The sequence below is a fragment of the Pseudomonas carassii genome (assembly GCF_036324045.1).
In the GTDB taxonomy this organism is placed as follows: Bacteria; Pseudomonadota; Gammaproteobacteria; order Pseudomonadales; family Pseudomonadaceae; genus Aquipseudomonas; species Aquipseudomonas peradeniyensis.
Genome location: NZ_JAZDCT010000017.1, coordinates 97,285 through 120,588 on the forward strand (window position 1 = coordinate 97,285; position 23,304 = coordinate 120,588).

The 23,304-nt window shown below is 63.3% G+C and carries 32 protein-coding genes and 2 tRNA genes; 16 read left to right on the plus strand and 18 right to left on the minus strand.

Annotation, left to right across the window (positions count from 1 at the left end):
* Positions 1–37: 37 nt before the first annotated feature.
* Both V0R62_RS14660 and V0R62_RS14665 read right to left on the minus strand, forming a co-directional pair.
* On the minus strand, positions 38–355 hold the full coding sequence (locus V0R62_RS14660) for an SCP2 sterol-binding domain-containing protein (protein ID WP_203652286.1): 318 nt from the start codon (positions 353–355) through the stop codon (positions 38–40).
* Between the two features lie 54 nt (positions 356–409).
* A complete protein-coding gene (locus V0R62_RS14665) occupies positions 410–1,123 on the minus strand; it encodes a histidine phosphatase family protein (RefSeq protein WP_330104242.1) in 714 nt (237 codons plus the stop codon).
* Positions 1,124–1,322: 199 nt separating this feature from the next.
* Here V0R62_RS14665 and sohB point away from each other — a divergent pair, with 199 nt between their 5' ends.
* The 3 genes from sohB to V0R62_RS14680 all read left to right on the plus strand — a co-directional run bounded on the left by sohB (position 1,323) and on the right by V0R62_RS14680 (position 2,934).
* Complete coding sequence (gene sohB, locus V0R62_RS14670; protein WP_330104243.1) at positions 1,323–2,339, plus strand: protease SohB; 1,017 nt, start codon at positions 1,323–1,325, stop codon at positions 2,337–2,339.
* Positions 2,340–2,483: 144 nt separating this feature from the next.
* A tRNA-Cys gene (locus V0R62_RS14675) sits at positions 2,484–2,557 on the plus strand.
* Between the two features lie 161 nt (positions 2,558–2,718).
* On the plus strand, positions 2,719–2,934 hold the full coding sequence (locus V0R62_RS14680) for a hypothetical protein (protein WP_028692450.1): 216 nt from the start codon (positions 2,719–2,721) through the stop codon (positions 2,932–2,934).
* Positions 2,935–3,003: 69 nt separating this feature from the next.
* Here the strand turns inward: V0R62_RS14680 and V0R62_RS14685 are convergent, their stop codons facing one another.
* On the minus strand, positions 3,004–3,210 hold the full coding sequence (locus tag V0R62_RS14685; RefSeq protein ID WP_028692449.1) for a DUF6434 domain-containing protein: 207 nt from the start codon (positions 3,208–3,210) through the stop codon (positions 3,004–3,006).
* An 88-nt stretch (positions 3,211–3,298) separates the two neighbouring features.
* The gene (locus V0R62_RS14690) at positions 3,299–4,195 is read right to left on the minus strand and encodes a LysR family transcriptional regulator (RefSeq protein ID WP_330104244.1); all 897 of its coding nucleotides are present in this window, start codon (positions 4,193–4,195) and stop codon (positions 3,299–3,301) included.
* Positions 4,196–4,307: 112 nt separating this feature from the next.
* Here V0R62_RS14690 and V0R62_RS14695 point away from each other — a divergent pair, with 112 nt between their 5' ends.
* Both V0R62_RS14695 and V0R62_RS14700 read left to right on the plus strand, forming a co-directional pair.
* Positions 4,308–4,958: a DsbA family protein gene (locus V0R62_RS14695; RefSeq protein ID WP_330104245.1), complete on the plus strand. Its 651-nt coding sequence runs from the start codon at positions 4,308–4,310 to the stop codon at positions 4,956–4,958.
* On the plus strand, positions 4,955–5,347 hold the full coding sequence (locus tag V0R62_RS14700; protein ID WP_330104246.1) for a nuclear transport factor 2 family protein: 393 nt from the start codon (positions 4,955–4,957) through the stop codon (positions 5,345–5,347). The genes V0R62_RS14695 and V0R62_RS14700 overlap by 4 nt, the downstream gene beginning before the upstream one ends.
* A gap of 66 nt (positions 5,348–5,413) precedes the next feature.
* Here the strand turns inward: V0R62_RS14700 and V0R62_RS14705 are convergent, their stop codons facing one another.
* Positions 5,414–6,133: an META and DUF4377 domain-containing protein gene (locus tag V0R62_RS14705; protein ID WP_330104247.1), complete on the minus strand. Its 720-nt coding sequence runs from the start codon at positions 6,131–6,133 to the stop codon at positions 5,414–5,416.
* Positions 6,134–6,468: 335 nt separating this feature from the next.
* A complete protein-coding gene (locus tag V0R62_RS14710) occupies positions 6,469–6,825 on the minus strand; it encodes a hypothetical protein (protein ID WP_330104248.1) in 357 nt (118 codons plus the stop codon).
* Between the two features lie 184 nt (positions 6,826–7,009).
* Between V0R62_RS14710 and V0R62_RS14715 the strand changes: the two genes are divergently transcribed.
* The gene (locus V0R62_RS14715) at positions 7,010–7,447 is read left to right on the plus strand and encodes an anti-virulence regulator CigR family protein (RefSeq protein WP_330104249.1); all 438 of its coding nucleotides are present in this window, start codon (positions 7,010–7,012) and stop codon (positions 7,445–7,447) included.
* Positions 7,448–7,680: 233 nt separating this feature from the next.
* Here V0R62_RS14715 and V0R62_RS14720 read toward each other — a convergent pair whose 3' ends face one another.
* Positions 7,681–8,112 carry a hypothetical protein gene (locus V0R62_RS14720; protein ID WP_062361166.1) on the minus strand — a complete coding sequence of 144 codons (432 nt, stop codon included), beginning with the start codon at positions 8,110–8,112 and terminating at the stop codon, positions 7,681–7,683.
* A 145-nt stretch (positions 8,113–8,257) separates the two neighbouring features.
* Positions 8,258–8,932: a polysaccharide lyase family 7 protein gene (locus V0R62_RS14725; protein ID WP_330104250.1), complete on the minus strand. Its 675-nt coding sequence runs from the start codon at positions 8,930–8,932 to the stop codon at positions 8,258–8,260.
* A gap of 238 nt (positions 8,933–9,170) precedes the next feature.
* Between V0R62_RS14725 and V0R62_RS14730 the strand changes: the two genes are divergently transcribed.
* A complete protein-coding gene (locus tag V0R62_RS14730) occupies positions 9,171–9,359 on the plus strand; it encodes a hypothetical protein (protein ID WP_050706261.1) in 189 nt (62 codons plus the stop codon).
* Positions 9,360–9,376: 17 nt separating this feature from the next.
* On the opposite strand, the gene V0R62_RS14735 is transcribed toward V0R62_RS14730, so the two are convergent.
* From V0R62_RS14735 to V0R62_RS14745, 3 genes are all read right to left on the minus strand, one after another.
* Positions 9,377–9,790 carry a DoxX family protein gene (locus tag V0R62_RS14735; protein ID WP_330104251.1) on the minus strand — a complete coding sequence of 138 codons (414 nt, stop codon included), beginning with the start codon at positions 9,788–9,790 and terminating at the stop codon, positions 9,377–9,379.
* Between the two features lie 105 nt (positions 9,791–9,895).
* A tRNA-Leu gene (locus tag V0R62_RS14740) sits at positions 9,896–9,980 on the minus strand.
* Between the two features lie 93 nt (positions 9,981–10,073).
* The gene (locus V0R62_RS14745) at positions 10,074–10,286 is read right to left on the minus strand and encodes a hypothetical protein (protein WP_330104252.1); all 213 of its coding nucleotides are present in this window, start codon (positions 10,284–10,286) and stop codon (positions 10,074–10,076) included.
* 98 nt (positions 10,287–10,384) lie between these two features.
* Here V0R62_RS14745 and V0R62_RS14750 point away from each other — a divergent pair, with 98 nt between their 5' ends.
* The 4 genes from V0R62_RS14750 (at position 10,385) to V0R62_RS14765 (ending at position 13,726) form a co-directional block, all read left to right on the plus strand.
* Entirely contained in the window at positions 10,385–10,669 is a 285-nt protein-coding gene (locus V0R62_RS14750) for a hypothetical protein (RefSeq protein ID WP_330104253.1), read from the plus strand.
* Positions 10,670–10,749: 80 nt separating this feature from the next.
* Positions 10,750–11,910 (plus strand): two-component system sensor histidine kinase NtrB, encoded by a 1,161-nt coding sequence (locus V0R62_RS14755; RefSeq protein ID WP_330104254.1) that lies wholly within the window; start codon positions 10,750–10,752, stop codon positions 11,908–11,910.
* A gap of 6 nt (positions 11,911–11,916) precedes the next feature.
* Positions 11,917–13,362, plus strand: a complete 1,446-nt coding sequence (locus V0R62_RS14760; RefSeq protein WP_330104255.1) for an ATPase domain-containing protein — start codon at positions 11,917–11,919, stop codon at positions 13,360–13,362.
* 4 nt (positions 13,363–13,366) lie between these two features.
* On the plus strand, positions 13,367–13,726 hold the full coding sequence (locus V0R62_RS14765; RefSeq protein WP_186715203.1) for a response regulator: 360 nt from the start codon (positions 13,367–13,369) through the stop codon (positions 13,724–13,726).
* Positions 13,727–13,802: 76 nt separating this feature from the next.
* Here V0R62_RS14765 and csrA read toward each other — a convergent pair whose 3' ends face one another.
* From csrA to V0R62_RS14800, 7 genes are all read right to left on the minus strand, one after another.
* Positions 13,803–13,997 carry a carbon storage regulator CsrA gene (gene csrA / locus V0R62_RS14770; protein ID WP_023628788.1) on the minus strand — a complete coding sequence of 65 codons (195 nt, stop codon included), beginning with the start codon at positions 13,995–13,997 and terminating at the stop codon, positions 13,803–13,805.
* Between the two features lie 316 nt (positions 13,998–14,313).
* A complete protein-coding gene (gene modC / locus V0R62_RS14775) occupies positions 14,314–15,405 on the minus strand; it encodes a molybdenum ABC transporter ATP-binding protein (protein WP_330104256.1) in 1,092 nt (363 codons plus the stop codon).
* A 1-nt stretch (position 15,406) separates the two neighbouring features.
* Positions 15,407–16,087 carry a molybdate ABC transporter permease subunit gene (gene modB, locus V0R62_RS14780; RefSeq protein ID WP_186715205.1) on the minus strand — a complete coding sequence of 227 codons (681 nt, stop codon included), beginning with the start codon at positions 16,085–16,087 and terminating at the stop codon, positions 15,407–15,409.
* Positions 16,087–16,845: a molybdate ABC transporter substrate-binding protein gene (gene modA, locus V0R62_RS14785; protein ID WP_330104257.1), complete on the minus strand. Its 759-nt coding sequence runs from the start codon at positions 16,843–16,845 to the stop codon at positions 16,087–16,089. Before modA ends, modB begins: the two co-directional genes overlap by 1 nt.
* A 103-nt stretch (positions 16,846–16,948) precedes the next feature.
* Positions 16,949–18,013: an NAD(P)H-dependent flavin oxidoreductase gene (locus V0R62_RS14790; protein WP_330104258.1), complete on the minus strand. Its 1,065-nt coding sequence runs from the start codon at positions 18,011–18,013 to the stop codon at positions 16,949–16,951.
* 34 nt (positions 18,014–18,047) lie between these two features.
* Positions 18,048–18,218: a hypothetical protein gene (locus V0R62_RS14795; protein WP_177330847.1), complete on the minus strand. Its 171-nt coding sequence runs from the start codon at positions 18,216–18,218 to the stop codon at positions 18,048–18,050.
* A 15-nt stretch (positions 18,219–18,233) separates the two neighbouring features.
* Complete coding sequence (locus V0R62_RS14800; RefSeq protein ID WP_050706249.1) at positions 18,234–18,536, minus strand: DUF1883 domain-containing protein; 303 nt, start codon at positions 18,534–18,536, stop codon at positions 18,234–18,236.
* A gap of 164 nt (positions 18,537–18,700) precedes the next feature.
* Between V0R62_RS14800 and V0R62_RS14805 the strand changes: the two genes are divergently transcribed.
* The 5 genes from V0R62_RS14805 (at position 18,701) to gorA (ending at position 23,274) form a co-directional block, all read left to right on the plus strand.
* Complete coding sequence (locus V0R62_RS14805; protein WP_330104259.1) at positions 18,701–19,060, plus strand: hypothetical protein; 360 nt, start codon at positions 18,701–18,703, stop codon at positions 19,058–19,060.
* A gap of 145 nt (positions 19,061–19,205) precedes the next feature.
* Positions 19,206–19,856: a c-type cytochrome gene (locus V0R62_RS14810; protein WP_330104260.1), complete on the plus strand. Its 651-nt coding sequence runs from the start codon at positions 19,206–19,208 to the stop codon at positions 19,854–19,856.
* Complete coding sequence (locus tag V0R62_RS14815) at positions 19,853–20,764, plus strand: c-type cytochrome (protein WP_330104261.1); 912 nt, start codon at positions 19,853–19,855, stop codon at positions 20,762–20,764. Before V0R62_RS14810 ends, V0R62_RS14815 begins: the two co-directional genes overlap by 4 nt.
* A 217-nt stretch (positions 20,765–20,981) precedes the next feature.
* Complete coding sequence (galU, locus tag V0R62_RS14820) at positions 20,982–21,821, plus strand: UTP--glucose-1-phosphate uridylyltransferase GalU (RefSeq protein ID WP_330104262.1); 840 nt, start codon at positions 20,982–20,984, stop codon at positions 21,819–21,821.
* 97 nt (positions 21,822–21,918) lie between these two features.
* Positions 21,919–23,274, plus strand: coding sequence for a glutathione-disulfide reductase (gene gorA / locus V0R62_RS14825; RefSeq protein ID WP_330104263.1), 1,356 nt, complete (start codon positions 21,919–21,921; stop codon positions 23,272–23,274).
* Positions 23,275–23,304: the final 30 nt, after the last annotated feature.

Here is a 23,304-nt window from a genome sequence, read left to right on the forward strand (position 1 = left end):
GGCTTCGGTTCCTTTCATTGGCGATTCGCCGCGCCGATCAGGACGGGAACAGCTCGCTGAGCTTCATCGACAGCATCATGTCGCCTTCGACGCGCAGCTTGCCGCCCATGAAGGCCTGCATGCCGTCGGTGTCACCGCTGACGATGCCCTTGAGGGTTTCGCTGTCCATCACCAGGGTGCAGTTGGCGTCGGCGTTCTCGCCTTCCTGGATCTCGCAGGTGCCATCCTTGACCAGCAGGGCGTAGTGCTTGTCTTCGTCGGTGATGTTGAAGCCGAACACCAGGTCCAGGCCGGCGGCAGCGGATGGGTTGAATTTTGCCTTCATCGCCTCGACGGCTTTAGCTACATCGCTCATGGTGTATTCCTTGTTAAGTGATATTCGCGTCCGCGAGGACACAACAGACCGGGCTCATCGGTAGGTGACGAGCTCCGGCAACCGCAACAGCCGCACATGGGCTTGGCTGTTGAAGGAAGCCAGGGTGACGTCGCGGCCACGGAACTTCAGGTGGCTGAGCGACGTGTTGATGATCTGCCAGTTCAGGGTGAACGCCTGAGCCGGCGTGATTCCGCTTACCAGGTGGAGCAGGGCGGCGATGGTGCCGCCGGAGGTGAACAGGGCGATGTTGTCGCCGCTGGCGGCGCTGTCGAGCAGGCGGCGCAGGCCATCGCCGACCCGGCCGGTGAAGGCCTGCCAGGTTTCCAGGTGTTCGTCGTGGGCATGCTCGCCGTCGTGCCAGCGCTGCACCATCAGGGCGAACAGGCGCTGGAACTCGGCGCGGTGCTGGGTGCAGTTGCGCAGCACATGCAGGGCCTCGGGCTCTTCGGGCAACAGGGCGGGGAGCAGGGCACGGATCACTCCGTCGGCGTCGAACTCATTGAAGGCAGCGTCGGTCTCTATGGCCGGGACTGCTTCGCCATGAGCCTGCAGCGCGTCCAGGGCCAGGCGGGCGGTATCCTGTTGGCGACGCAGGGTGCCGGCCACGCAACGGTCCAGGCGCAGGCCCAGCTGGGCCAGGTGCTCGCCCAGTGCCTGGCTCTGACGCTCGCCCACCGGCGAGAGGACGTCGTAGTCGGCGGCACCGAAGGAGGCTTGGCCATGTCGGATCAGGTAGAGATTGCCCACGTTGAAGTCCGGCCCGGTTGGAGGTTGCTGCGAGGTTAGGTTGCCCCAGGCGGGCTGTCAACGAAAAAACATACAAGCGTTTGAAAAGGTCGTTTGAACTGTGTTGCCAGCATTTTCACTGGCTGGCAGCGGGCCTGGCGCCCCGGTATGCTTGCATCCAGTTCGCGCCCTTGCGGCGCTGGTTTATCAAGGAGTCAATGTGGAGTTTCTTGCCGAATACGCAAGCTTTCTCGCCAAAACCGCCACCCTGGTGATCGCCATCCTGGTGGTGCTGTCGGCCATCGCCGGCCTGCGTGGCAAAGGGCGGCGCAAGCCGGGCGGGCAATTGCAGGTTACCCGTCTCAACGAGTTCTACAAGGAGCTGCGCGAGCGTCTGGAGTCGGGCCTGCTCGACAAGGCCCAGCTCAAGGCCCTGCGCAAGCAGCAGGCCAAGGCGGAAAAACAGCAGAAGAAAAAACCCGAGGAAAAGCGCCGGGTGTTCGTTCTCGACTTCGACGGTGACATCAAGGCCTCGGCCACCGAGAGCCTGCGCAACGAGATCACCGCGCTGCTGACCCTGGCCACCCCGCGTGATGAAGTGGTGCTGCGCCTGGAGAGCGGCGGCGGTATGGTGCACAGCTACGGCCTGGCGGCTTCGCAGCTGGCGCGTATCCGCGAGGCCGGCATCCCGCTGACCATCTGCATCGACAAGGTCGCCGCCAGCGGCGGCTACATGATGGCCTGCATCGGCGAGAAGATCGTCAGTGCGCCGTTCGCGATACTGGGCTCGATTGGTGTGGTGGCGCAGATGCCCAACGTCAATCGCCTGTTGAAGAAGCACGACATCGATTTCGAAGTGCTCACCGCCGGTGAATACAAGCGCACCCTTACCGTGTTCGGCGAGAACACCGACAAGGGCCGGGAGAAGTTCCAGGAAGACCTGGACATCACCCACCAGCTGTTCAAGGACTTCGTTGCCCGCTACCGCCCGCAGCTTCATATAGACGAGGTGGCTACCGGCGAGGTCTGGCTCGGCATCGCCGCGCTCAATCGCCAACTGGTCGACGAACTGGGCACCAGCGACGAGTACCTGAGCCGCAGTGCTCGCGAGGCCAATGTGTTCCTCCTGCGCTTCGCCGAGCGCAAGAGCCTGCAGGAGCGCATTGGCGTGGCCGCCAGCGGGGCGGTGGAGAACACCCTGGTCGGCTTGTGGAGCAAACTCGGGCGTCTGCGCTAACACCTTGAACCCCTTGAAGATTTTTTTCTTCAAGGGGGTTGCAAGGTGCTTCGAATGCCGACATAATGGCGTCCATCGAAACGCAGCTGACTTGAAAAAGCCCAGCGGTTTCAAGGAGATAGCGAAAGCTGACTCCGACTTTGAGGCCGAGTAGCAAAGTGGTTATGCTCCGGATTGCAAATCCGTCTACGCCGGTTCGATTCCGACCTCGGCCTCCACCATTCGAAACCCCGCAGACCGCAGGTCTGCGGGGTTTTTTAATGCCTGCGAATTGTTCGTCGCCCCACCATCAGGGACAAATCGTGGGACACGAAGGAAAGTGTGTGATCACCGGTAAGTCCGCGGTGAACTTCTACTGGTTATTCAAGGATGAAACGCAATGAAGAAGCTCAAAGAACTGGACGCAGCCGCCACCCGTTACCTGAGCAGGTACTCCCGCAAGCAGTTTTTCTCGATTTTCGTTGTGATTACGGCGATCAACTATTGGTGCGCCTACAACGTAGAGGGATACAAATCGATCTGGCTGGCAATGATCGGCGGCTGGTTCTTCGGTATGACCTTCGCGCCGTTCCACGCTAAAAAGGGCCAATCCTGAAGGCAGCTATTGGGTAGCGGTCTTGGGTGGTAGCAAGGGCGGCCAACGTTGGACAGCGAACCGCCTTGATCAGCCGCGTCTGCGCAGCCACTCATCCGCGACGTCCCCCATGGTGGCAGGCGCAGCGCTCTTGATCCAGGCCATGAAGGCGCGGTCGAACTTGAAGGCCTCGCCACATTCATTAACCAGGAACTGTCGGACCTTCTGCGTATTCCGGTAGTGCCTGTCCAGCGGGGTGGTGCGGGTGATCGGTCCAGCGTGCCAGTCGAAGCTCATCTTCATTCCCTTGGATGGCCATGATCCTCGGAGCGTAGCACTGTCTGCGGCTGTGCGGGCGTGCGCTCACCTGATGGTCTGAGCCGTCTCATTGAGCCAGGCGGCTTGCCAGAAGCTCGACAAACGCCCGCACCTTGACCGGTCGAAAGCGAGCCGTTGGAAAGACTGCATGGATCTCGCCTCGGGGTAGCGACCATTGCGGCAGCACCTCGATCAGCCGGCCTGCTTGCAGGTCAGGTTCCGCCACATAGTCCGGAAGGACCGATAGCCCGGCCCCGAGCAGCGTGGCTTCGCGCACTGCCAAGGTGGCGTTGAGCGACAGGCTGGCTCTCATCTCTACCGTTTCGCGCTGTGTGGCGTCCTTGGCAAATACCCACCGGGTCGGCTCTCGCAGCGCGAGGTTCGCCACGATCGGCAACTCGGCCAGCTCCGTTGGGGTCTGCAGTTTGTCCACTCGCGCTTGCCATTGAGGGCCGGCCACCAACCGTTGCGCAAACTGGCCGATACGCCGGGCCTGCAGATGTTGCTCGGTAATCCAGCCAACGCGAATGGAAAGGTCCAGATCGTTGGCGCCCAGATCCAAGGTCTGGTCGCTGAAATGAGCCTCGACCTTGCACTGCGGATATCGCTGCGAGAATGCGGTGATGGCCGGCACCACGACACCGATGCCGTAATCGAAAGGGGCGGTCAGGCGTAGGGTACCCGTCGGCTCGCTGGCGGCCTCGGACAATTCTTCGAAAGCCTCTTCAGCCTCTTTGAGGATCAGGGCGCAGCGGTGGTAGAACTGTTGGCCCGCCTCGGTGGTGCGGACTTTCCGCGTACTGCGAACCAGCAATGTGGTACGACAGTCGCTTTCCAGTCGCGCCACCTGTTGGCTGACCACGGCCTTGGTGATGCCGAGGCGCTCTGCTGCTGCGGTGAAGGAACCGGTTTCGACCACTGCGGTGAAGTACGCAAGCCTGTTCAGGCTGGAAGCGCCGGTCATTGATATACCCTTTAATGTCTGCATTTAACATACAGTGTGTTTATTTTGTATGCGTTTAAATGTCAATTCGCGCGCTATAAGATTCGAGGCATTCCATTCAAGGCGTTTCACTATGAACAAGACCCTGGTTTACCTTTTCGATCCACTGTGCGGCTGGTGCTACGGTGCAGGTGGACCGCTGCCTCAGGTTCTCGAATCCACCGGCCTTGCGTTGCGCCTGATACCGACGGGGCTGTTTTCCGGCAGCGGTGCTCGCGCCATGGATGATGACTTTGCGGCCTACGCCTGGAGCAACGACCAGCGTATCGAGCGCCTGACTGGGCAGGTCTTCAGTGAACGCTATCGTGACCAGGTGCTCGCCGACCGTCTTCAGGGGTTCGACAGTGGTCCGTCTACCCTGGCGCTCAGCGCAGTGAACCTGACGTCGCCTGAGCGCGAGTTCGAAGCACTCAAGGCGATCCAGGCGGCGCGCTATGTCGATGGCCAGGACGTGACTCGACTGGAGACGTTGACTGCAGTGCTGGTGAATCTGGGCTTGGATACCGCCGCCGAGCGGCTGACGCGCCCGGATTCGGCCTTGCTGCAGGCCAACGACGATCGTGTGGGGCAGGGGCGTGCCTTGTTGCGTCGCGTGGGTGGCCAAGGCGTGCCGACATTCGTTCTGCATCAAGCGGACGACGCCCTGCAGTTGTTACCTGCCAGCGCTATCTTTTCAGATCCTGAGGCCTTCATTCGCGAGCTGAACGCGGGGGTAAAACCATGAGCAAGAGCAACCTGGACATCATCCGAGCCTCGTACGAAGGCTCAGCCGAGCAGAATGGTCAGAATCTATTGGCGGCGCTGGCTGCGGACGTGACCTGGACCGAAGCGGCCGGCTTCCCTTATGCCGGTACCTATGTCGGCCCCCAGGCGATCATGGAGGGTGTGTTCCATCGCCTCGCTACCGAATGGGATGGCTACCAGGCCAAGGTGCATACCTATGTGGCCGAGGACGACCGAGTTGCCGCCTTTGGCGTCTACTCGGGGACCTATCGCAAGACCGGGAAGGCGATGACCGCTACCTTTGCCCACCTGTACCGGTTGAAGAACGGCAAGATTGTCAGCATGGAGCAATACGTCGACAGTGCGCAGGTCAACGTGGCGCTCAGCTGAGCCGTTTCAAGGTCGCTGTCGGTTCAGGGCGCAGGCCGCCGCAGAGCGGCCTGCGCCGAGTGGCAATTACTTGCCCGAAGCGTCCTGCTCGACCATCAGGTCCAGCACATAGACCTGCGACGAGGCGTCGGCCGGCGGGTTCTTCCATTCGTATTGTTTCACGCGCAGCACGGTGCGTACGCCGTCGCGGTGCTCGTAGCCTTCGATGGACTGGTACAGCGGGTGCCAGCTGTCCTGGGTCGCCAGCTGCAGGCCGGCGTCGTCATAGCGACGCTCGCGCACTTGCAGGCACTGGTAGTTGGGGATCAGTGGATGGCTGCACTTGACGGTCTTGGCGGCCACTTCCAGGAACTTGATCTCGCCCTTGCTGCCATAGCGGGTCTCCGGGGTGGCTTCACCCTGGAACTTCAGCACCGAGCCGTCCTGGGTGGTCAGTTGCAGTACTGGCTCCCCGGCATCGTCGGAGAGGGTGGTACGCAGGTCGCCCTTGAACAGGCGGCCAACCTGGGCATCCAGTTCCATCAGGGGCTTGTCGCAGGCCTTCAGGGTCGAGGCCAGTGATTGCACCTTCAGTACGCCGTCCTGGTAGGCATAGCCGCCGAACTGGTTGTTGCAGCCGCCGCTGATGTTCAGGTTGCGTTCGGCGAAGTTCAACCGCAGTTTGCCCTCGACGCCTGGGGCCATGGCGGTGATGGGTTTGCCCGAGGCATCGTTGGCCGCTACCAGGTTCCAGTAGTAGGCCGAGAGTTTTGGCTGGGTTGCGGCAGACGCGGCAGTGGCAGGCATGGAAGGCGCTCCTTCATGGGAAGTGGACGCCGGGGTGCAGGCCTGGAGCAGGGCGGCGCAGACGGCAACGAGGAGAAGGTTCTGTTTCATGGTTCGCTCTTTCAGCCTTGAAAAATGGGGGCGGCATCCTCGACAGGTGGGATGCGCGCGCCGGTAAACCGGGATATCGAGGCCGTATCAGGATCGCTTCGCGATGTGGACCTTGCCACGTCTGTAAGCGCTATCGGACGGCCTCGGCAGTAACCGATGGCAATGGGACAGCATCGATCCCATTGAGTTTCATCGACGGGGTGGCCGACAAGTGTTGCCAGATTTTGCAGGACAGCCAGCGCCCTCTAGACCTGCGGACCTTTGCAGGGATATCCACTCATTTTCGCGGCCTGCAGCGCCCGCTCGCTGGTCAAGGGCTTGAGCGCCCCCGCTGCGTAGCCGTTCTTGATGTAAAGAAAATAGTTGCCCTTCAGATCGTGGAAGATCCGGTACACATCGGCAGCTCTATGGGGGGTGGGCAGCGTGACTTTGTCGACCACCAGTTCATAGCCGTCGATACCCAGGCTGCCCAGCCTGGTCGTGAAGTCTGCTTCGAAGGCTGCGCGCCAGCGATTGCGCTCGTAGGTGCATGCCCAGAAGAGGGCGATCAGTAGCAATAGCCCCGCGCACAGGAAGGCTATGTCGGTGAGCAGTTTCAGCATGTCGTTCCTTTGACCTGTGGTCCTTCAATACCGGCTGGATGCCACTTTACCAAGTCGCAACGGTAGTATGCGCGCCCGCCGTGGTGCCGATATGCCTGATTGCTCAAGCAGGGTCATGGCGAAGCCCCATGTCGTTGTCATGGGCTAGGATTGCACAGACCCCAATCTGCAGAGGCAAGCAGCAATGAGCAAACGCCGCACCGTTATTGCCACACTGACATCCATCGCACTGGTACTGGGGCCCTGCATATCCTTCGCCGACCCGGGGAATGGCAAGGGGCACGGCAAGGGACAATCCCAGCAGAACCATGGCAACCCAGGGGCGGGCAAGCACGATGGTGGTCATGGCGGCCCCGTGATAGACCGTGGCGATGTGCTCGGTATCCTGGGTGGGCACCGTGACTACTGGAGTCCTGGGCCAGCGCTGCCTCCAGGTATCCAGAAGAACCTGGCGCGCGGCAAGCCGCTGCCCCCTGGCATTGCCAAGAAGCTTGATGGCCGGCTGCTGGGCCAACTGCCGCGTTATGAGGGTTACGAATGGATGCAGGCGGGTGTCGACCTGATTCTGGTGGCAGTCGCCACGGGGGTGATCTACGAAGTACTCAACGGTGCTTTCGACTAGCGCGCAGGCAAAGAAAAGGCCCGCTGGGGAGGGCGGGCCAAGTGTTTCACGGATGAGTCACTACCTTGGCACGGCAGACGTGAAAATGTTGTCAATTGCCGTGGCTTTCTCGTGATCGGAGCGCCCAAAAAAGAAAACCCGCCTAAAGAGGCGGGTTGAACAGAACGTATCGAAGCCAGGTCAGTCTGCCTACGCGAATGTCAGAATTTCGTGAAGGCCATGCTGAAAGGGGCTCAGTAACCGTTACTGAATTTTTCCTCGATCTTGCGCTTCTCCATCGCGTACTGCCTCGGATCGATCTCTTCTGCGATCAGCTTGTTGTCGAGCGTATCCATCTGGCTTTTCTTCATGCGCGAGACATGGGCGCGGGTGGCCTGGTAGTTGATCGACTCGGCGGCGCTGTAGCCACTGACCGGGTCCCAGAGAATCGAGAGCGGCCACAGCAGCAGGTTGGCAACGCCATAACCATAGGCTCGGCCATAGAACGAGCCCCCGCCGGGCAGCAGGCCGAGTGCCGCGGCAGCGCCCGGGCTCTTTTCCCTGACTTCGAGGTTTTGCGCGCGGTAGTAGCCGAGCTCCTGTTCCTGCACGGAGTTCAGGCCGCTGGCGCACCCCGTGGTCAGGACGACAAGGGCGGCGGCGATCAGGTGACGAGCGAATGGCATTGCGGATTCCTTGGAATTTCAGTGAATTACCTCGCAATCCAGGGCGAGGCGGTGGAATCCTACCTGACATGATGGCACTTTGCCTCGAAATGTTACATTCAGATGAATGGGGCGACCCTGCAGGGGCGTCATGCTTGTCTGTTCATCACCGATGATGCAGTTCGAGCTGGCTGATGACACAGACCGAGGCGTCCTCCGGTGCTGTGCTGTCGCTGAAGTCCACCTGGTTGTAGACACCACCGTGGAAGTTGAAGGTGCGGCTGTTCCAGGTACTGGCCATTTGCAGCAGCCCTGTACTGCCTGTGCGGCCGTTGCAGGTGGCTGAAATCATCGCGGCCCCTGCTGCAGAAACCTCCAGGGTAATGTCGAAGGGGGTGTGCAGGGGCACGTTGGCGAGGATTTCGCTGTTGGTCGGTGTCGCCTGATCGAAGTCCCGGCGAAAGCCGAGGGTGATCTTGCCCTTGTTCCAGAACACCTTGATCGCCGGGCTGTCGTCGTCTTTCACATGCATCTGCGCGATCACCACCTTCTGCGCCGAGTTGACCTGATCGAGCACCATGCGCTGGTGGCTGAAATGTCGGTTGGCACTGTCCATGGCCCAATAGGTGGCTTCCTTCCACTCGCAGCGGGTGCGATGGGTGCTCTTGCTCGACGCGCCCTTGGTCGGCGCGGTCATGCGTACCGCGCCATTGTCCAGGCGCCTGACCACCTGGGGCAGAGTGGCCAGGGCCTGGGCTCCGGTCACCTCCAACGCGACAGGGTTGCTAGCGGACTTGGCAAGCGGGGTGGTGATGATCAGCGTGTCGATGTTCACGGCCATGGGAAATCTCCTTGATGAAAAAGATCCTGCACCCATGCGAGCGCTGAAATGGCGGGCGGTTCAGTGGCGCGGGGGACGGCCGGGAAAAAAAGCCCGCCAAGGCGGCGGGCAAAGTGCGTTTTTGAAGGGAGAGCCTGCACCATGCGCCTTGTCGGTTAAGCCGGGGTTAAGCGCCGTGAGGATTGACCGCCCGCGCCGATGCGCCTATACAGGCGTGCCGTTGTTACCGGAGCCTGCGATGCACGACGAAGACGATCTGCCCGAACCCGAGCACGACCACCTGCTCGACCCCGAATTCCACGAAGACTTCGACCCCGAAGCTGACGCCTACGGGGCGCTGGACGAAGTTGAGGAGGACGAAGAGTCACTCGACGACTTCGACGATGAAGACGACCACCCGGCCTGGCACGACGACTGCGACGATTGATGCCGCCGCCGTCGCGCTCAGCGGCGGTCGAGGGAGAAGCGCCCGGCGCCGGTGAGGGCCAGTAGCAGCAACCCACCGACGATGGCGAGGTTCTTCAGGAACTGGGTCATGTTGGCGCTGCGCTCGGGCTCGATCATGTTCCAGAACGGGTGCCCGAGCAGCGCGGTACCCAGCACGAACAAGGCGAACAGCAATGCCAGTGGGCGGGTGTAGAAGCCCAGGATCAGCAGGATGCCGACCAGCAGCTCCATGATCACGGCGACGGCTGCCGCCAGCATGGGCGCGGGTGCGCCGAGGGAAGTCATGTAGCCGACCGTGCCTTCGAAACCGCTCAGTTTGCTCCAGCCGGAGAGCACGAACAGGATCATCAGCAGGATGCGGGCGAGCAGCAGGATGACGTCGCGTTGACCGTCGAGCAGGCTATAGCGCATGGCGGCGCTCCAGTGGACAGGGACAGGTTCCACTCTAGCAGTTGCGCGGCGGTTTTCCGGCGGGCATGAAAAAGGCGCCGCAAGGGCGCCTTGATCGACAGAAGATGGTGCGAGTGGCGGGACTCGAACCCGCAAGGCTCACGCCGACAGATTTTAAGTCTGCTGTGTATACCAATTCCACCACACTCGCACGATTGACCGGCATGCTGCATAGCAGCAGGGCCTGGACAATCAGGCGCGCTTTATAACCCATTGTTATAGAAGCGTCAACCGGCCCCGAGGTTCAGGGTTCGATGCTGCGGGCGATGTCACGCATGTCGCAGGCCGAGTGGCGCAGGTCATCGACATGCCCGTCCATGGCCTGTGCATCGGCCTGGTGGATCGAGTGGCGCAGGAACCGGGCATGGCCGTCCAGGGCTTGGCAAAGTTCGTCGAGTTCGCCGGCGCTGCGCACCAGGTCGTCCTGCAGCCCTTGCATGCGAAGGTTCGAAGTCATGTCGCTTCCTTGTGGGGGGCGGGGCCACTATAGGTCAATTGACAGGATGCCGCCATTCCGCCACTGTTCAGGCATTGGATCCAACTGGTCGTGTCGCCATGTCATCGCGTTCCCCCGACCCAGAGGCAGTCCGGCGCGTACGCCCGAAGCTGTTCTGGCGTCTGCTGTTTCTGCTTGTCTGCCTGCTGGCGGCATTCCTGTACGCCGGTTTCATGAGCCTGGGCGGCTACCTGCTGATGCTCGGCCTCGATCAGGAACACCCCGAACCACAGCGCTTCCTGGCATTGGGCGGCGGGGCGTCGATCCTGCTGCTGGGGTTGTGGTTGCTGAAGGTGGCGATGCCGCGCCGGCTGGTGCCGACGGTGGTGGAGCGCGAGCACTGACGATCGTCGCCTGAAGGACGGTGTCGGCGGGACTTTTGACTACGCTCAATATGTCCTTTCGCGGTGCTTGTGGAGCTTGCATGGTGTCGACAGACCGCCCCACCCATTCGGTGATGCCCGAGGCGCGCTACGAGCAGTTGGTCCAGGCCGTGGTGGACTATGCCATCTACATGCTCGACCCGACTGGCCATGTGGTGTCGTGGAACGCGGGCGCGCAGCGGATCAAGGGTTATCGTGCCGACGAGGTGATTGGCCGGCATTTCTCGTTGTTCTTTACCGATCAGGACCGTGCCGAAGGCCGTCCGCAACAGCTGCTGAACCAGGCCTTGGAAGAGGGCAAGGCGCAGGACGAGGGCTGGCGCGTGCGTAAGGATGGCACGCAATTCTGGGCGCTGGCGGCGCTGGATGTGATCCGGGACGAGCATGGCGAGGTCATCGGCCTGGCCAAGGTCACCCGCGACATCACCGACCGCCGCGAATCCGCGCTGCAACTGGACGCCATGCGCGCGCAGCTGTTCCAGGCGCAGAAGCTCGAGGCCCTGGGGCAACTGACCGGTGGCCTGGCCCATGACTTCAACAACTTGCTGACGATCATCCTCAGCTCTGCCCGGCTGGCCTCTGGCAGCCAGGACCCGGCGCGGGTGCGGCGCCTGCTCGAGCATATTCTCGACGCCGGACAGCGCGGTACCCAACTGACCCAGCAACTGCTCAGCTTCGCCCGGCATCGGCAACTGAACGTCACCCGCATCGCTCCGGCCCAGATGATCGACACCACCTGCGGGCTGGCAGAGCACGCGCTGCCGGGGGACATCGAACTGCTGCCGCAGGTGCAGCCGGATCTACCGTTGATCGAGGTGGACGCCGGGCAGTTGCAGATGGTCCTGCTCAACCTGGTGTTCAACGCCCGCGACGCCATTGCGGCGACGGGGCAGATCCACCTGGCGGTCGAAAGCGTGCGCCTGACCGGCGAGGTGGAGGGGTTGCACGGGCACTTCGTGCGCTTCGATGTGCGTGATGACGGGCAGGGCATCGATCCCCAGGTGTTGCCGCGCATCTTCGAACCGTTCTTCACCACCAAGGCTTTCGGCAAGGGCACGGGCCTGGGGCTGAGCCAGGCCTATGGTTTCGCCCGCCAGAGTGAGGGCGCGATCAGCGTCTCCAGCCGCCCCGGCGGAGGCACCTGCATGAGCCTGTACCTACCTGCCCGAACGGGCGCTGATACCCCAGCGAGCGACGGATAGACGACCATGGTAGAGCAACTCAAGCGACTGGCCACCGGCATCGAAGGGCTTGATGCGCTGCTCAAGGGCGGGTTGGTGGTCGGCGCCTCCTACATCGTCCAGGGGCACCCGGGCTCGGGCAAGACCATCCTCGCCAACCAGCTGGCCTGCAACCATGTGCGCGACGGTGGCCGGGTGCTGGTGGCGACTTTGCTCAGTGAGTCCCACGAGCGCCTGTTCCAGTACCTGTCGACGCTGAGCTTCTTCGACCCGGCGCTGGTCGGTGACAGCATCCAGTTCGTCAGCGCCTTCGATACCCTCGAGCAGGATGGCCTGGACGCGGTGGTCAGGCTGTTGCGCCAGGAGATCGCCCGGCAGCAGGCCACCTTGCTGGTCGTCGATGGCCTGCTCAACGCCCGCTCGCGGGCGGAAACCAGCCTGGACACCAAGAAGTTCGTCTCCGAGCTGCAGGGGCATGCGGCGTTCGCCGGTTGCACGGTGTTGCTGCTGACCAGTGCCCGGCTGGAGGAGGGCAGCCCCGAGCACACCATGGTCGATGGCGTGATCGAGCTGGGTGAGCATCTGGTCGGCAGTACTGCGGTGCGGCATGTCCAGCTGCGCAAGACCCGTGGCAGCAGCGCGCTGTCCGGGCGCCACGAATGCCAGATCGATGAGTCGGGGTTGCAGGTCTATCCGCGCCTTGAAGCGCTCTACAGCCGGCCCAGCCAGCAGGATGCGCAAACCCTGGCGCGGGTCGCCACCGGGGTCGCCGACCTGGACGGCATGCTCGGTGGCGGGCTGGCCGAGGCCTCGGTGAGCCTGCTGATGGGGCCATCGGGCGTAGGCAAGACGGCCTTGGGCATCGCGTTTCTCGCTGCCTCGACGAAGGCCGCGCCGGGCCTGCATTTCGGTTTCTACGAGACGCCGGCGCGGCTGCGCCTGAAGGCGTCCGCGCTGGGCTACGATCTGCCGGCGCTGGAGCGCGAGGGGGCGGTGCAACTGAGCTGGCAGCCGACCACCGAAGGCCTGCTGGACCAGCTCGGCGCCCGTCTGCTGGCGCAGGTCGAGGCATTGGGCGCGCGGCGCGTGGTGATCGACAGCCTGGGCGCATTCGGCCGCCTGGCGCTGGAGCCCGCCCGCCTCAACGCGTTCTTCCGCGCGCTGACCGGCGAGCTGCGCGCCCGCGGCGTCACGGTGCTGCTGACCTGGGAAATGCGCGATATCTTCGGTTCGGAGATCACCGCGCCGGCCCCGGACCTGTCGAGCATCGTCGACAACCTGATCCTCATGCGCTTCGCCGAGCTCGATGCACAACTGCACCGCGCCCTGTCGATCATCAAGGTGCGCGACAGCGACCATGATCCGGCCTTGCAGGCATTGAACCTGGGACCGAATGGCATCAGCCTGACGCGGGCGTTCGATGGCGCCAGCGGCGTGCTCAGCGGCTCGGCGACAACGCCAGGAGACCGCTGATGGGATGAACAGCATCCTGATCGTCGATGACGAGTACCTGATTGCCGATATCCTGGGTTTTGCCCTGGAGGATGAGGGCTACCTGGTAGAAAAGGCCAGCAATGGGCGCAAGGCCCTGGAGGCCCTGAGAGAGAAGCGCGTGGACCTGGTGATCACCGACTACATGATGCCGGTGCTCAATGGTGAGGAGCTGCTGAATGCGATTCGTGACGAGCTGCAGCTGGCGGATTTGCCGGTGATTCTCATGAGCGGCGCCCAGGCCAGCCAGGGTCGGGCCTGCCCGGGAAGGTTCGCGGCGGTATTCGACAAACCCTTCGACATGGACCGGATGATCGCCACGGTGCGCGAACTGCTCGGCACCTGAGGTTCGGGAGAGGCTCCCCGCATGGGCGGGCAATCGATCAGGCGCATCCGTGCGGCATGATGCGGTTGGCTTGGGATTACTCGTCGTTGCTCTTTTCCGGCGCCGGGCTGCCGGCCTGGATCCGCTTGTAGATCTCTTCACGGTGCACCTGGACATCCTTCGGCGCATCGATACCGATCCTCACCTGCATCCCCTTGACGCCCAGAATGGTGACTTTGATGTCGTCGTCGATGACGATGCTTTCGCCAACCTTGCGTGTGAGTATCAGCATGTAGTTCTCCTTGGTGATGTAGAAAACCGCCGAGCCTGATGGTCTGCGGTGGGAGCCTGTCCCTCTTCCTTCTCATTAAAGACGCTTTCGGCGGATAGTAATTCCCCGACAGACAAATTCTGTTATCGATCTTTAGTTGCAGGTGCCAGTGGGGGTGCTACGCATTCCCCTGGCCAAGGTGCTCGGTGGCAAGGATAGGGTGCTTGGCGCCATATGGGAAATTTCTCTGCTCGATGAACTAAATAGTGGGGGTCAATGATCGTTCTGCTGCTCGAGGTGGTGGCTTGTAGTCAACGAAGTGACTTGAGGCAAGCGATCAACCCAGCAGCGCCACCGACTTGATCTGCGCCCACAGCATCTGGCCCGGCTGTACCGCGAGCTGGTCCGCCGAATAACGGGTGATGCGCGCCAGCAGGGCGTTGCCGGCGGCGTCCAGGCTGACCAGCACATGGGCCGGGTTGTCCGCCGGGCGGAACTCGCGGACCCGCACCGGCAGGCGGTTGAGGATGCTCGAGGCGCTATCGGCGGTCAGCGCCAGGCTGACATCCCGGGCCTGCACCTTGAGTCGCAGGGTGCTGCCCATGTGCAGCCCCGGGTGGGCGATGCGCAAGCGCTGGCCGTCACCGCCAGGCAGGCGCAGTTCGAACAGCTGGTAATGCGGATCGTGGCCCACCACCACGCCTTCGAGCACCACGCCGGCATCCTCGCCCTGGGCCAGCGGCAGGTCGAGGCGTGCCAGGGTCTGGCCGATCGGCCCGCTGGCCACGGCCTTGCCCTGTTCGAGCAGGACCAGGTGATCGGCCAGGCGGGCCACTTCGTCCTGGGCGTGGCTGACGTAGATCAGCGGGATATCCAGTTCGTCGTGCAGGCGCTCCAGGTACGGCAGGATCTCGCGCTTGCGCGCGCTGTCGAGCGCGGCCAGCGGTTCGTCCATCAGCAGCAGCCGTGGACTGCTGAGCAGGGCCCGGGCGATGCCGACCCGTTGTGCCTCGCCGCCGGACAGGGTCGCCGGTTTGCGCGCCAGCAGGTGGCTGATGCCCAGCAGCTGGCAGGCCTGTTCCTGGCTGATCTTGCGCGCCTCGGGGGCGATGCGGCGCCAGCCGAACTCGAGGTTGCCGCGCACCGACAGGTGCGGGAACAGGCTGGCCTCCTGGAACACGTAGCCGACCGGGCGCTGGTGCGGCGCGATGAAGTGCCCGCGCGCGCTGTCCTCCCACACCTCTCCATTGACCTCGATGTAGGCGCTGGCGGCTCGCTCAAGGCCGGCCAGGCAGCGCAGGCACGAGGTCTTGCCCGAGCCGGAGTGGCCGAACAGGGCGCTGATGCCGCGTCCGGGCAGGTTCAGGTCGACGTCCAGGGTGAAGTCGTCACGCGCCAGTTTCAGGCGTGCCTGTATCGATGCGCTCATGTCAGCTCCAGCCGGCCTTGCCACGGCGGCCGGCATAGAGCATCAGCAGCACCAGGAACGAGAACACCAGCATGGCCCCGGCCAGCCAGTGCGCCTGGCTGTATTCCATGGCCTCGACGTGATCGAAGATCTGCACCGAGACCACGCGGGTCCTGTCGGGAATGTTGCCGCCGATCATCAGCACCACGCCGAACTCGCCCACGGTGTGGGCGAAGCCGAGGATGCTGGCGGTGACGAAGCCGGGGCGCGCCAGTGGCAGTACCACATGGATGAAGGTATCCCAGGGGCTGGCGCGCAGGGTGGCGGCCACCTCCAGCGGGCGCTGGCCGATGGCGCCGAAGGCGTTCTGCAATGGCTGCACCACGAAGGGCATGGAGTACACCACCGAGCCGATCACCAGCCCGGTGAAGCTGAACACCACGCTGCCCAGGCCCAAGGCCTGGGTCGCCTGGCCGATCCAGCCGTGGGGGCCGAGGGCCAGCAGCAGGTAGAAGCCGATCACCGTCGGTGGCAGCACCAGGGGCAGGGCCACCACCGCGCCGATCGGCCCGCGCAGCCAGGAACGGGTGCGCGCCAGCCACCAGGCGATGGGCGTGCCCAGCACCAGGAGGATGGCGGTGGTCAGGCTGGCCAGCTTGATGGTCAGCCAGATGGCACCCAGGTCACTGGCGTCGAGCGGCATCAGAGCTCATAGCCGTAGGACTTGATCACCGCGGCGGCCTTCGGGCCCTTGAGGTAGTCGACCAGGGCCTTGGCGGCCGGGTTGTCCTTGCCTTTGTTGAGGATCACCGCGTCCTGGCGGATCGGGTCATGCAGCTCGGCCGGAACGATCCATGCCGAGCCCTCGGTTACCTTGCCATCCTTGTAGATCTGCGAAAGGGCGACGAAGCCCAGCTCGGCATTGCCGGTGGAAACGAACTGGAAGGCCTGGGTGATGTTCTGGCCTTCGACGATCTTCGCCTTGGTGGCCTCGGTCAGCTTCAGCTTGTCCAGCACCTGGGTGGCGGCCAGGCCGTAGGGCGCGGCCTTGGGGTTGGCGATGGACAGGTGTTTGTATTCGTTCTTCTTCAGCACCTCGCCCTTGGCGTCGACGTAGCCCGGCTTGGCCGACCACAGCGCCAGGGTGCCGATGGCATAGGTGAAGCGCGAACCCGCGACGATCTCTTTTTCTTGCTCGAGCTTGGCTGGGGTGCTGTCGTCGGCGGCGAGGAACACTTCGAACGGCGCGCCGTTCTTGATCTGCGCGTAGAACTGGCCGGTGGCGCCGTAGGCGGCGATCAGCTTGTGGCCGGTGTCCTTCTCGAAGTCCTTGGCGATGGCCTGGATGGGCGCTGTGAAGTTGGCCGCCACGGCGACCTGGACCTCGTCGGCCTGTGCGGCGTTGACGGCGATCAAGGTGGCAAGGGCGCTGAAGGCCAGGTGGGACAGGCGAATACGCATGCAAACGGCTCCTAGGGACGGCGGGTTATCGTTATGGCATGAACTATATAGCGATACGCCATCCGTCGGGAAGAGGGGGTCTGAAAATTTCCTGATTTTTGGGTCAGCTTTTTGCTGTCTGCCCGGCAATGGCCCGAGTCAGGTCGCCCGCCGGCATAGGCCGCCCGAGGCGCAGCGCCTGTCCCGACCACAGGTTGCTGAAATCGGCGTTGCCCTGTGGATCGGTGATTGCCCGCAGCGGCATCAGCGCGCCGCCAGCCAGCGGGAAGCGTGGGGCGAGGGCGCTCATCGGCCCCAGTTCGCGCATCAGGCGGTTGTTGATGCCGCGGGCCGGGCGGCCGGTGAACAAGTTGGTCAGCGCGGTGTCGCTGGCGGGTGCGCTGTCCAGGGCGCGGCGGTGCGCCGGGGATACCTTGGCCTCGGGGCAGAACAGGTAGGCCGTACCCACCTGCACCGCCGAAGCGCCCAAGGCCAGGGCGGCGACCAGGCCGCGATGATCACCGACACCGCCCGCCGCGATCACTGGCAGACGCACGGCATCGACCACCTGCGGCACCAGGGCGAAGGTGCCGATCTGGCTGGTGATGTCGCTGCCGAGGAACATGCCGCGATGACCGCCGGCCTCGTAGCCCATGGCGATGATCGCGTCGCAGCCGTGCTGTTCCAGCCACAGCGCTTCCTCCACCGTGGTGGCGCTGGATAGCACCTTGGCCCCGGCTGCCTTGACCCGCCGCAGCAGTTCAGGCGCCGGCAGGCCGAAGTGGAAGCTGACCACCTCCGGGCGCAGTTCCTCCACCAATCGGCAGCTCTGTTCATCGAAAGGCGCACGATTGGACACCGGCGTGGGCGCCTCGAAGTCCGCACCGACTTCCTCGTAATAGGGCTTGAGCGCCTGCTTCCAGCGGGCGTCGCGCTCGGGCTCGGGTGCCGGCGGCTGGTGACAGAAGAAGTTCAGGTTGAGCGGGCCCGGGCAGGCGGCGCGGAAAACCTCGATCTCGCCGCGCACCTGCTCGACGGTGAGCATGGCGCAGGGCAGGGCGCCCAGGCCGCCGGCATTGCCGACTGCAATGGCCATGGCTGAACCGCTGGTGCCGGCCATGGGGGCCTGGAGAATGGGCAGCTCGATACCCAGCAGGTCGAGGATGCGGCGGTCTTGCCAGGTGCTCATGGGCGACTCCTTGAGTGCGGGGCGTGCTGCGTGGTTACAGGGCCTTGCTGACCTGGATGTCGCTGATCTTGTCGGCGTCGTCGCCGTGGATCTTGCGCAGGGCCTGCTGCGCCTGCTCGAGGGAGGCGTCGGGCATCTGGGCGAAGTCCCAGCGGCGTTCGCCGTCGAGCTTGTACTTGATCACGTACTTGATGGTCTGGGTCATGCGGCTATCCGAGTGTTATCCAAGTTTCGACGACGAGCGACGGATGATCTTGATCTTGTGGCTGAGGGCCGGCTTGCGCGTCACCGAGATCGGGCGGGTGGTCACGGTGTCGATGGTGATGTTCCAGAAGCCGGTGCTGGGCACGGTGATCTTCGCCGGGAAGCGCTCGAAGTGGCCGCCGTGGTAGGTGTGGCGCCCGCCATTCTTGAAACTGCGGAAGTTGGCGTCGTTCATCAGGCGGATGTTGCAGCGCTGGGAGCACTCGATGACGACGATGTCGTCCTCGTTCAGGTGCTCGCGCTGGTGTACGAATTTCATGGGGTGCTCCGCAAGGATTGTTTCAGCAAACGCGAAAGATACCACGATGTGAGGTTACACTTGCGCCCGGGCTGGCCCGGCCAAGGAGATTTCTGCCAGACGTGGGAGCAAAACCGCCTGGATGTGGTCAGAGGATGACTTTGCAGATGCTGGAGACGATGTAGATGAAATGGGTGGTAGCCGCGGTATCGCTGGCATTGGGTGGCTGTGTCAGCGTGACGGAACTCGAGCAGTCGCACGCGACGCTGGATGTGATCTCCGGCAAGACGCCGCGCGAGTATGCCGATTGCGTGAAGAACAAGCTGGCCGACTCCCGTGAGCCGCTGCAGGAAGAAATGCGTGGCGATACCTTGCGCCTGATCGTTCCGCAGAAGCTTTCGGCCGGTGTCGGTCCAGCGGCGTTGTTCGATATCGACAAGCGCGGCAGCGGCAGCGCGATCAAGGTGTACGAGCGGCTGAACAATTTCCCGTTGCGCCTGGGCGACGTGCGCACGTCGGCGACCCAATGCATCTCCGGTTCTTGATCCAGCTCAGTTAATCGGCAATTAGCTGGCGGTTTGCCACTTTCCTTCCCGGTGACGCGTTGTCGCACGTCGGGGAATAGGCCTAGTATTTCTGGGCTTATATCGTTTAAGCCTAAGCTTATAACAAGGAAATGGAGCCTCCGTGATGAAACCCCTGAGCCATGTCGTGATCGGCAGCCTGCTGATCTTGGCCTGGCCCTCGGCGCACGCTGCCGATGGCCAGAAGATCTTCAACCAGGGCGGGCAGAACCCCGCCGCCATGGCCTGCCTGGGCTGCCATGGTCCGGACGGCAAGGGTATCGCCGCTGCCGGCTTTCCACGTCTCGCCGGCTTGCCTGCCGGCTATCTCAGCAAGCAATTGCACGACTTTCGCAACGGCAGCCGCAAGCAGGCGGTGATGGAGCCATTGGCCAAGGCCCTGGACGATGCCGAAATCGAGGCAATCAGCGCCTATCTGGCCAAGCTGCCGGCCGATGCCGCGGCGGACACGCGTCGTCAGCAGATCGCCAACGATCCGGTGACCCGCCTGGCCGTCTACGGCGACTGGAGCCGGATGATCCCCGGTTGCGTGCAGTGCCACGGGCCGGGCGGCAGCGGTGTCGGCGAGCACTTCCCGCCGCTGGCCGGGCAGCCTGCCGGTTACCTGGTGGCGCAGCTCAATGCCTGGCGCGATGGCAGCCGCAGTAATGATCCCAACCAGATGATGGTCAACGTGGCCAAGGCGATGACCGATGCCGAGGTCAAGGCGGTCGCCGACTACTTCGCCCAACCTGCCAGCCAGGAGGTCAAGCCATGAAAATCCTGATGCCAACCCTGCTGCTGGCCATGGGCACTGCCCAGGCCGCCCCCATCGCCATGGAAGACCAGTCCCAGCTCAAGGTCCCGGGCGTGCAGGTCGCCCCGCAGTTCGTGCCGCCCGCCGAAAGCGCGATCCCGGACAATGCCTTCGGCAAGATGGTCCGTGAAGGCCACGCGCTGTTCGTCGATACCCGCCGGCTGATGCCCGATGCGGTCGGCAACGGCATGAACTGCAGCAACTGCCACCTCGACCAGGGGCGCCTGCCGCATTCCGCACCGCTGTGGGGCGCCTACCCGATGTATCCGGCGTATCGCAAGAAAAACGACAAGGTCAACACATTTGCCGAGCGCATCCAGGGCTGCTTCACCTTCAGCATGAACGGCAAGCCACCGGCGGCCGACAGCCCGCAGATGACCGCCTTGAGCGTCTACGCCTACTGGCTGTCGACCCAGGCGCCGACCGGCGTGGAAATCGCCGGGCGTGGCTATCCGGAAGTGCCCAAGCCCGAGGGTGGCTACGACTTCAAGCGCGGCAAGCAGGTGTACGACGAGCAATGCGCGATCTGTCACGGCGGCAATGGTGAAGGTCAGAAGGTGGCCGGGGAATTCGTGATGCCGCCGCTGTGGGGCAAGGATTCCTACAATTGGGGCGCCGGCATGCACCGGATCAATACCGCGGCATCGTTCATCAAGTACAACATGCCACTGGGCAAGCCCGGTAGCCTGAGCGACCAGCAGGCCTGGGACGTGGCGGCCTGGATCAACCGCCATGAGCGGCCGCAGGATCCGCGGCTGGTCGAAGGCTCGATCGAAAAGACTCGGCTGAAGTTCCATGCCAACGACGGGGTCAACCTGTATGGGCAGAAGGTCGATGGCGTGCTGATCGGGCAGGGGATCGGCGGCTGATTGGACATCATCGCGGGGCACGTCGCATCGGCGTACCGCCAATGCGACATGCCCCGCGATGATGCTGCCGGTCGCCTGAAATTCACGCCCTGGCGGAACTATCTACACTGGAATATCTCTATGATGGCATCGGCCAGCGCGGGGGGCATTGTAAGGTGACCGCCGCCTGATTAGACTGCGCCGAATTTCGTACGCAAAGCCCTTGTTAAGGACGTATATGATCAAGAAATGCTTGTTCCCGGCAGCCGGTTACGGCACCCGCTTCCTGCCCGCTACCAAAGCCATGCCCAAGGAAATGCTGCCGGTGGTCAACAAGCCACTGATCCAGTATGGCGTTGAAGAAGCACTGGACGCCGGCCTCAACGAGATCTCCATCGTCACCGGCCGTGGCAAGCGCGCCCTGGAAGACCACTTCGACATCAGCTACGAGCTGGAAAACCAGATCAAGGGCACCGACAAGGAGAAATACCTGGTCGGCATCCGCCGCCTGCTCGACGAGTGCTCCTTCGCCTACACCCGCCAGACCGAAATGAAAGGCCTGGGCCACGCCATCCTGACCGGCCGCCCGCTGATCGGCGACGAGCCGTTCGCCGTGGTGCTGGCAGACGACCTGTGCGTCAACCTCGAGGGTGACGGCGTGCTCGCGCAGATGGTCGCGCTGTACAAGAAGTACCGCTGCTCGATCGTCGCCATCCAGGAAGTCGATCCGCAGGAAACCAACAAGTACGGCGTCATCGCCGGTGAAGAGATCAAGGATGGCATCTTCCGTGTCGACGCCATGGTCGAGAAGCCCAAGCCAGAGGACGCACCGTCCAACCTGGCAATCATCGGCCGCTATATCCTGACCCCGGACATCTTCGAGAAGATCGAGCAGACCGAGCCGGGCAAAGGTGGCGAGATCCAGATCACCGACGCGCTGATGAAGCAGGCCGCCGAAGGTAACGTGATCGCCTACAAGTTCAAGGGCAAGCGTTTCGACTGCGGTGGCGCCGAAGGCTACATCGAAGCGACCAACTTCTGCTTCGAGAACTTCTACAAGACCGGCAAGGCTTACTGAGCCCCCGGTGTTGTCTGAAAAAGCCACCTTCGGGTGGCTTTTTTGTTTGCGGCGGCCAACGGCGCTATGCTGGGCGTCTGCCTAGGAGACTCAATGCATGGCTTACGATTTTGATCTGTTTGTGATTGGCGCCGGTTCTGGCGGTGTACGCGCGGCGCGCTTCGCTGCGGGTTTCGGCGCAAAAGTGGCGGTTGCCGAAAGCCGCTACCTCGGCGGCACCTGTGTCAACGTTGGCTGCGTGCCGAAGAAACTGCTGGTGTACGGTGCCCATGTCGCCGATGAACTGGAACAGGCCGCAGGCTTCGGTTGGACCCTGGAAGAGGGTCACTTCGACTGGGGCACGCTGATTGCCAACAAGAACCGCGAGATCGAACGCCTCAACGGTATCTACCGCAACCTGTTGGTCAACAGCGGCGTGACCTTGCTGCAGGGCCATGCGCGCCTGACCGGTGCCCACGAGGTGGAAGTCGAAGGCCAGCGCTACAGCGCCGAGCACATCCTCATCGCCACCGGCGGCTGGCCGCAGGTGCCGGACATCCCCGGCAAGGAGCTGGCGATCACCTCCAACGAAGCCTTCTACCTCAAGGACCTGCCGCGCCGGGTGCTGGTGGTGGGCGGCGGCTACATCGCCGTGGAGTTCGCCGGCATCTTCCAGGGCCTGGGCGCCGACACCACGCTGCTGTACCGCGGTGAACTGTTCCTGCGTGGATTCGACGGTTCGGTGCGCACGCACCTGAAGGAAGAGCTGGAAAAACGCGGCATGAACCTTGAGTTCAACGCCGACATCCAGCGCATCGACAAGCTCGACGACGGCAGCCTCAAGGCCACCCTCAAGGACGGTCGCGAGCTCGTTGCCGACTGCATCTTCTACGCCACCGGGCGCCGGCCGATGCTGGATAACCTGGGCCTGGAGAGCACCGGCGTCGAACTGGACCCGCGCGGCTTCATCCGCGTCGACGAACAGTACCAGACCACCGAACCGTCGATCCTGGCCATCGGTGACGTCATCGGCCGTGTGCAGCTCACCCCCGTGGCCCTGGCCGAGGGCATGGCCGTGGCCCGGCGCCTGTTCAAGCCCGAGCAGTACCGCACGGTCGACTACCAGAACATCCCGACCGCGGTGTTCAGCCAGCCGCCGATCGGCACCGTGGGCCTGACCGAGGAGCAGGCCCTTGCCGCCGGGCACAAGGTGCAGATCTTCGAGAGCCGCTTCCGGGCGATGAAGCTGACCCTGACCGATATCCAGGAAAAGACCCTGATGAAGCTGGTGGTCGACGCCGACACCGACAAGGTGCTGGGCTGCCACATGGTCGGGCCGGACGCCGGCGAGATCATCCAGGGCCTGGGGATCGCCCTGAAGGCGGGGGCGACCAAGCAGCAGTTCGACGAGACCATTGGCGTGCACCCGACCGCCGCCGAAGAGTTCGTGACCATGCGCACTGTCACCCGCTGATAGGCGTTATCCCCGATCGCGGGGCCAGCC

Coding starts and splice junctions, on each gene's coding strand:
- V0R62_RS14805 (WP_330104259.1), top strand. CDS start 18,701: ATGAAATGGGTGGTAGCCGCGGTATCGCTGGCATTGGGTGGCTGTGTC.
- V0R62_RS14690 (WP_330104244.1), bottom strand. CDS start 4,195: ATGACCGGCGCTTCCAGCCTGAACAGGCTTGCGTACTTCACCGCAGTG.
- modC (WP_330104256.1), bottom strand. CDS start 15,405: ATGAGCGCATCGATACAGGCACGCCTGAAACTGGCGCGTGACGACTTC.
- V0R62_RS14710 (WP_330104248.1), bottom strand. CDS start 6,825: ATGCTGAAACTGCTCACCGACATAGCCTTCCTGTGCGCGGGGCTATTG.
- csrA (WP_023628788.1), bottom strand. CDS start 13,997: ATGCTGATACTCACACGCAAGGTTGGCGAAAGCATCGTCATCGACGAC.
- V0R62_RS14745 (WP_330104252.1), bottom strand. CDS start 10,286: ATGACTTCGAACCTTCGCATGCAAGGGCTGCAGGACGACCTGGTGCGC.
- modB (WP_186715205.1), bottom strand. CDS start 16,087: ATGCCGCTCGACGCCAGTGACCTGGGTGCCATCTGGCTGACCATCAAG.
- V0R62_RS14685 (WP_028692449.1), bottom strand. CDS start 3,210: ATGAGCTTCGACTGGCACGCTGGACCGATCACCCGCACCACCCCGCTG.
- V0R62_RS14815 (WP_330104261.1), top strand. CDS start 19,853: ATGAAAATCCTGATGCCAACCCTGCTGCTGGCCATGGGCACTGCCCAG.
- V0R62_RS14730 (WP_050706261.1), top strand. CDS start 9,171: ATGCACGACGAAGACGATCTGCCCGAACCCGAGCACGACCACCTGCTC.
- galU (WP_330104262.1), top strand. CDS start 20,982: ATGATCAAGAAATGCTTGTTCCCGGCAGCCGGTTACGGCACCCGCTTC.
- V0R62_RS14725 (WP_330104250.1), bottom strand. CDS start 8,932: ATGGCCGTGAACATCGACACGCTGATCATCACCACCCCGCTTGCCAAG.
- V0R62_RS14720 (WP_062361166.1), bottom strand. CDS start 8,112: ATGCCATTCGCTCGTCACCTGATCGCCGCCGCCCTTGTCGTCCTGACC.
- V0R62_RS14695 (WP_330104245.1), top strand. CDS start 4,308: ATGAACAAGACCCTGGTTTACCTTTTCGATCCACTGTGCGGCTGGTGC.
- V0R62_RS14765 (WP_186715203.1), top strand. CDS start 13,367: ATGAACAGCATCCTGATCGTCGATGACGAGTACCTGATTGCCGATATC.
- V0R62_RS14760 (WP_330104255.1), top strand. CDS start 11,917: ATGGTAGAGCAACTCAAGCGACTGGCCACCGGCATCGAAGGGCTTGAT.
- V0R62_RS14750 (WP_330104253.1), top strand. CDS start 10,385: ATGTCATCGCGTTCCCCCGACCCAGAGGCAGTCCGGCGCGTACGCCCG.
- V0R62_RS14795 (WP_177330847.1), bottom strand. CDS start 18,218: ATGACCCAGACCATCAAGTACGTGATCAAGTACAAGCTCGACGGCGAA.
- V0R62_RS14680 (WP_028692450.1), top strand. CDS start 2,719: ATGAAGAAGCTCAAAGAACTGGACGCAGCCGCCACCCGTTACCTGAGC.
- V0R62_RS14800 (WP_050706249.1), bottom strand. CDS start 18,536: ATGAAATTCGTACACCAGCGCGAGCACCTGAACGAGGACGACATCGTC.
- V0R62_RS14790 (WP_330104258.1), bottom strand. CDS start 18,013: ATGAGCACCTGGCAAGACCGCCGCATCCTCGACCTGCTGGGTATCGAG.
- gorA (WP_330104263.1), top strand. CDS start 21,919: ATGGCTTACGATTTTGATCTGTTTGTGATTGGCGCCGGTTCTGGCGGT.
- V0R62_RS14755 (WP_330104254.1), top strand. CDS start 10,750: ATGGTGTCGACAGACCGCCCCACCCATTCGGTGATGCCCGAGGCGCGC.
- V0R62_RS14700 (WP_330104246.1), top strand. CDS start 4,955: ATGAGCAAGAGCAACCTGGACATCATCCGAGCCTCGTACGAAGGCTCA.
- V0R62_RS14715 (WP_330104249.1), top strand. CDS start 7,010: ATGAGCAAACGCCGCACCGTTATTGCCACACTGACATCCATCGCACTG.
- modA (WP_330104257.1), bottom strand. CDS start 16,845: ATGCGTATTCGCCTGTCCCACCTGGCCTTCAGCGCCCTTGCCACCTTG.
- V0R62_RS14660 (WP_203652286.1), bottom strand. CDS start 355: ATGAGCGATGTAGCTAAAGCCGTCGAGGCGATGAAGGCAAAATTCAAC.
- V0R62_RS14705 (WP_330104247.1), bottom strand. CDS start 6,133: ATGCCTGCCACTGCCGCGTCTGCCGCAACCCAGCCAAAACTCTCGGCC.
- V0R62_RS14810 (WP_330104260.1), top strand. CDS start 19,206: ATGAAACCCCTGAGCCATGTCGTGATCGGCAGCCTGCTGATCTTGGCC.
- V0R62_RS14735 (WP_330104251.1), bottom strand. CDS start 9,790: ATGCGCTATAGCCTGCTCGACGGTCAACGCGACGTCATCCTGCTGCTC.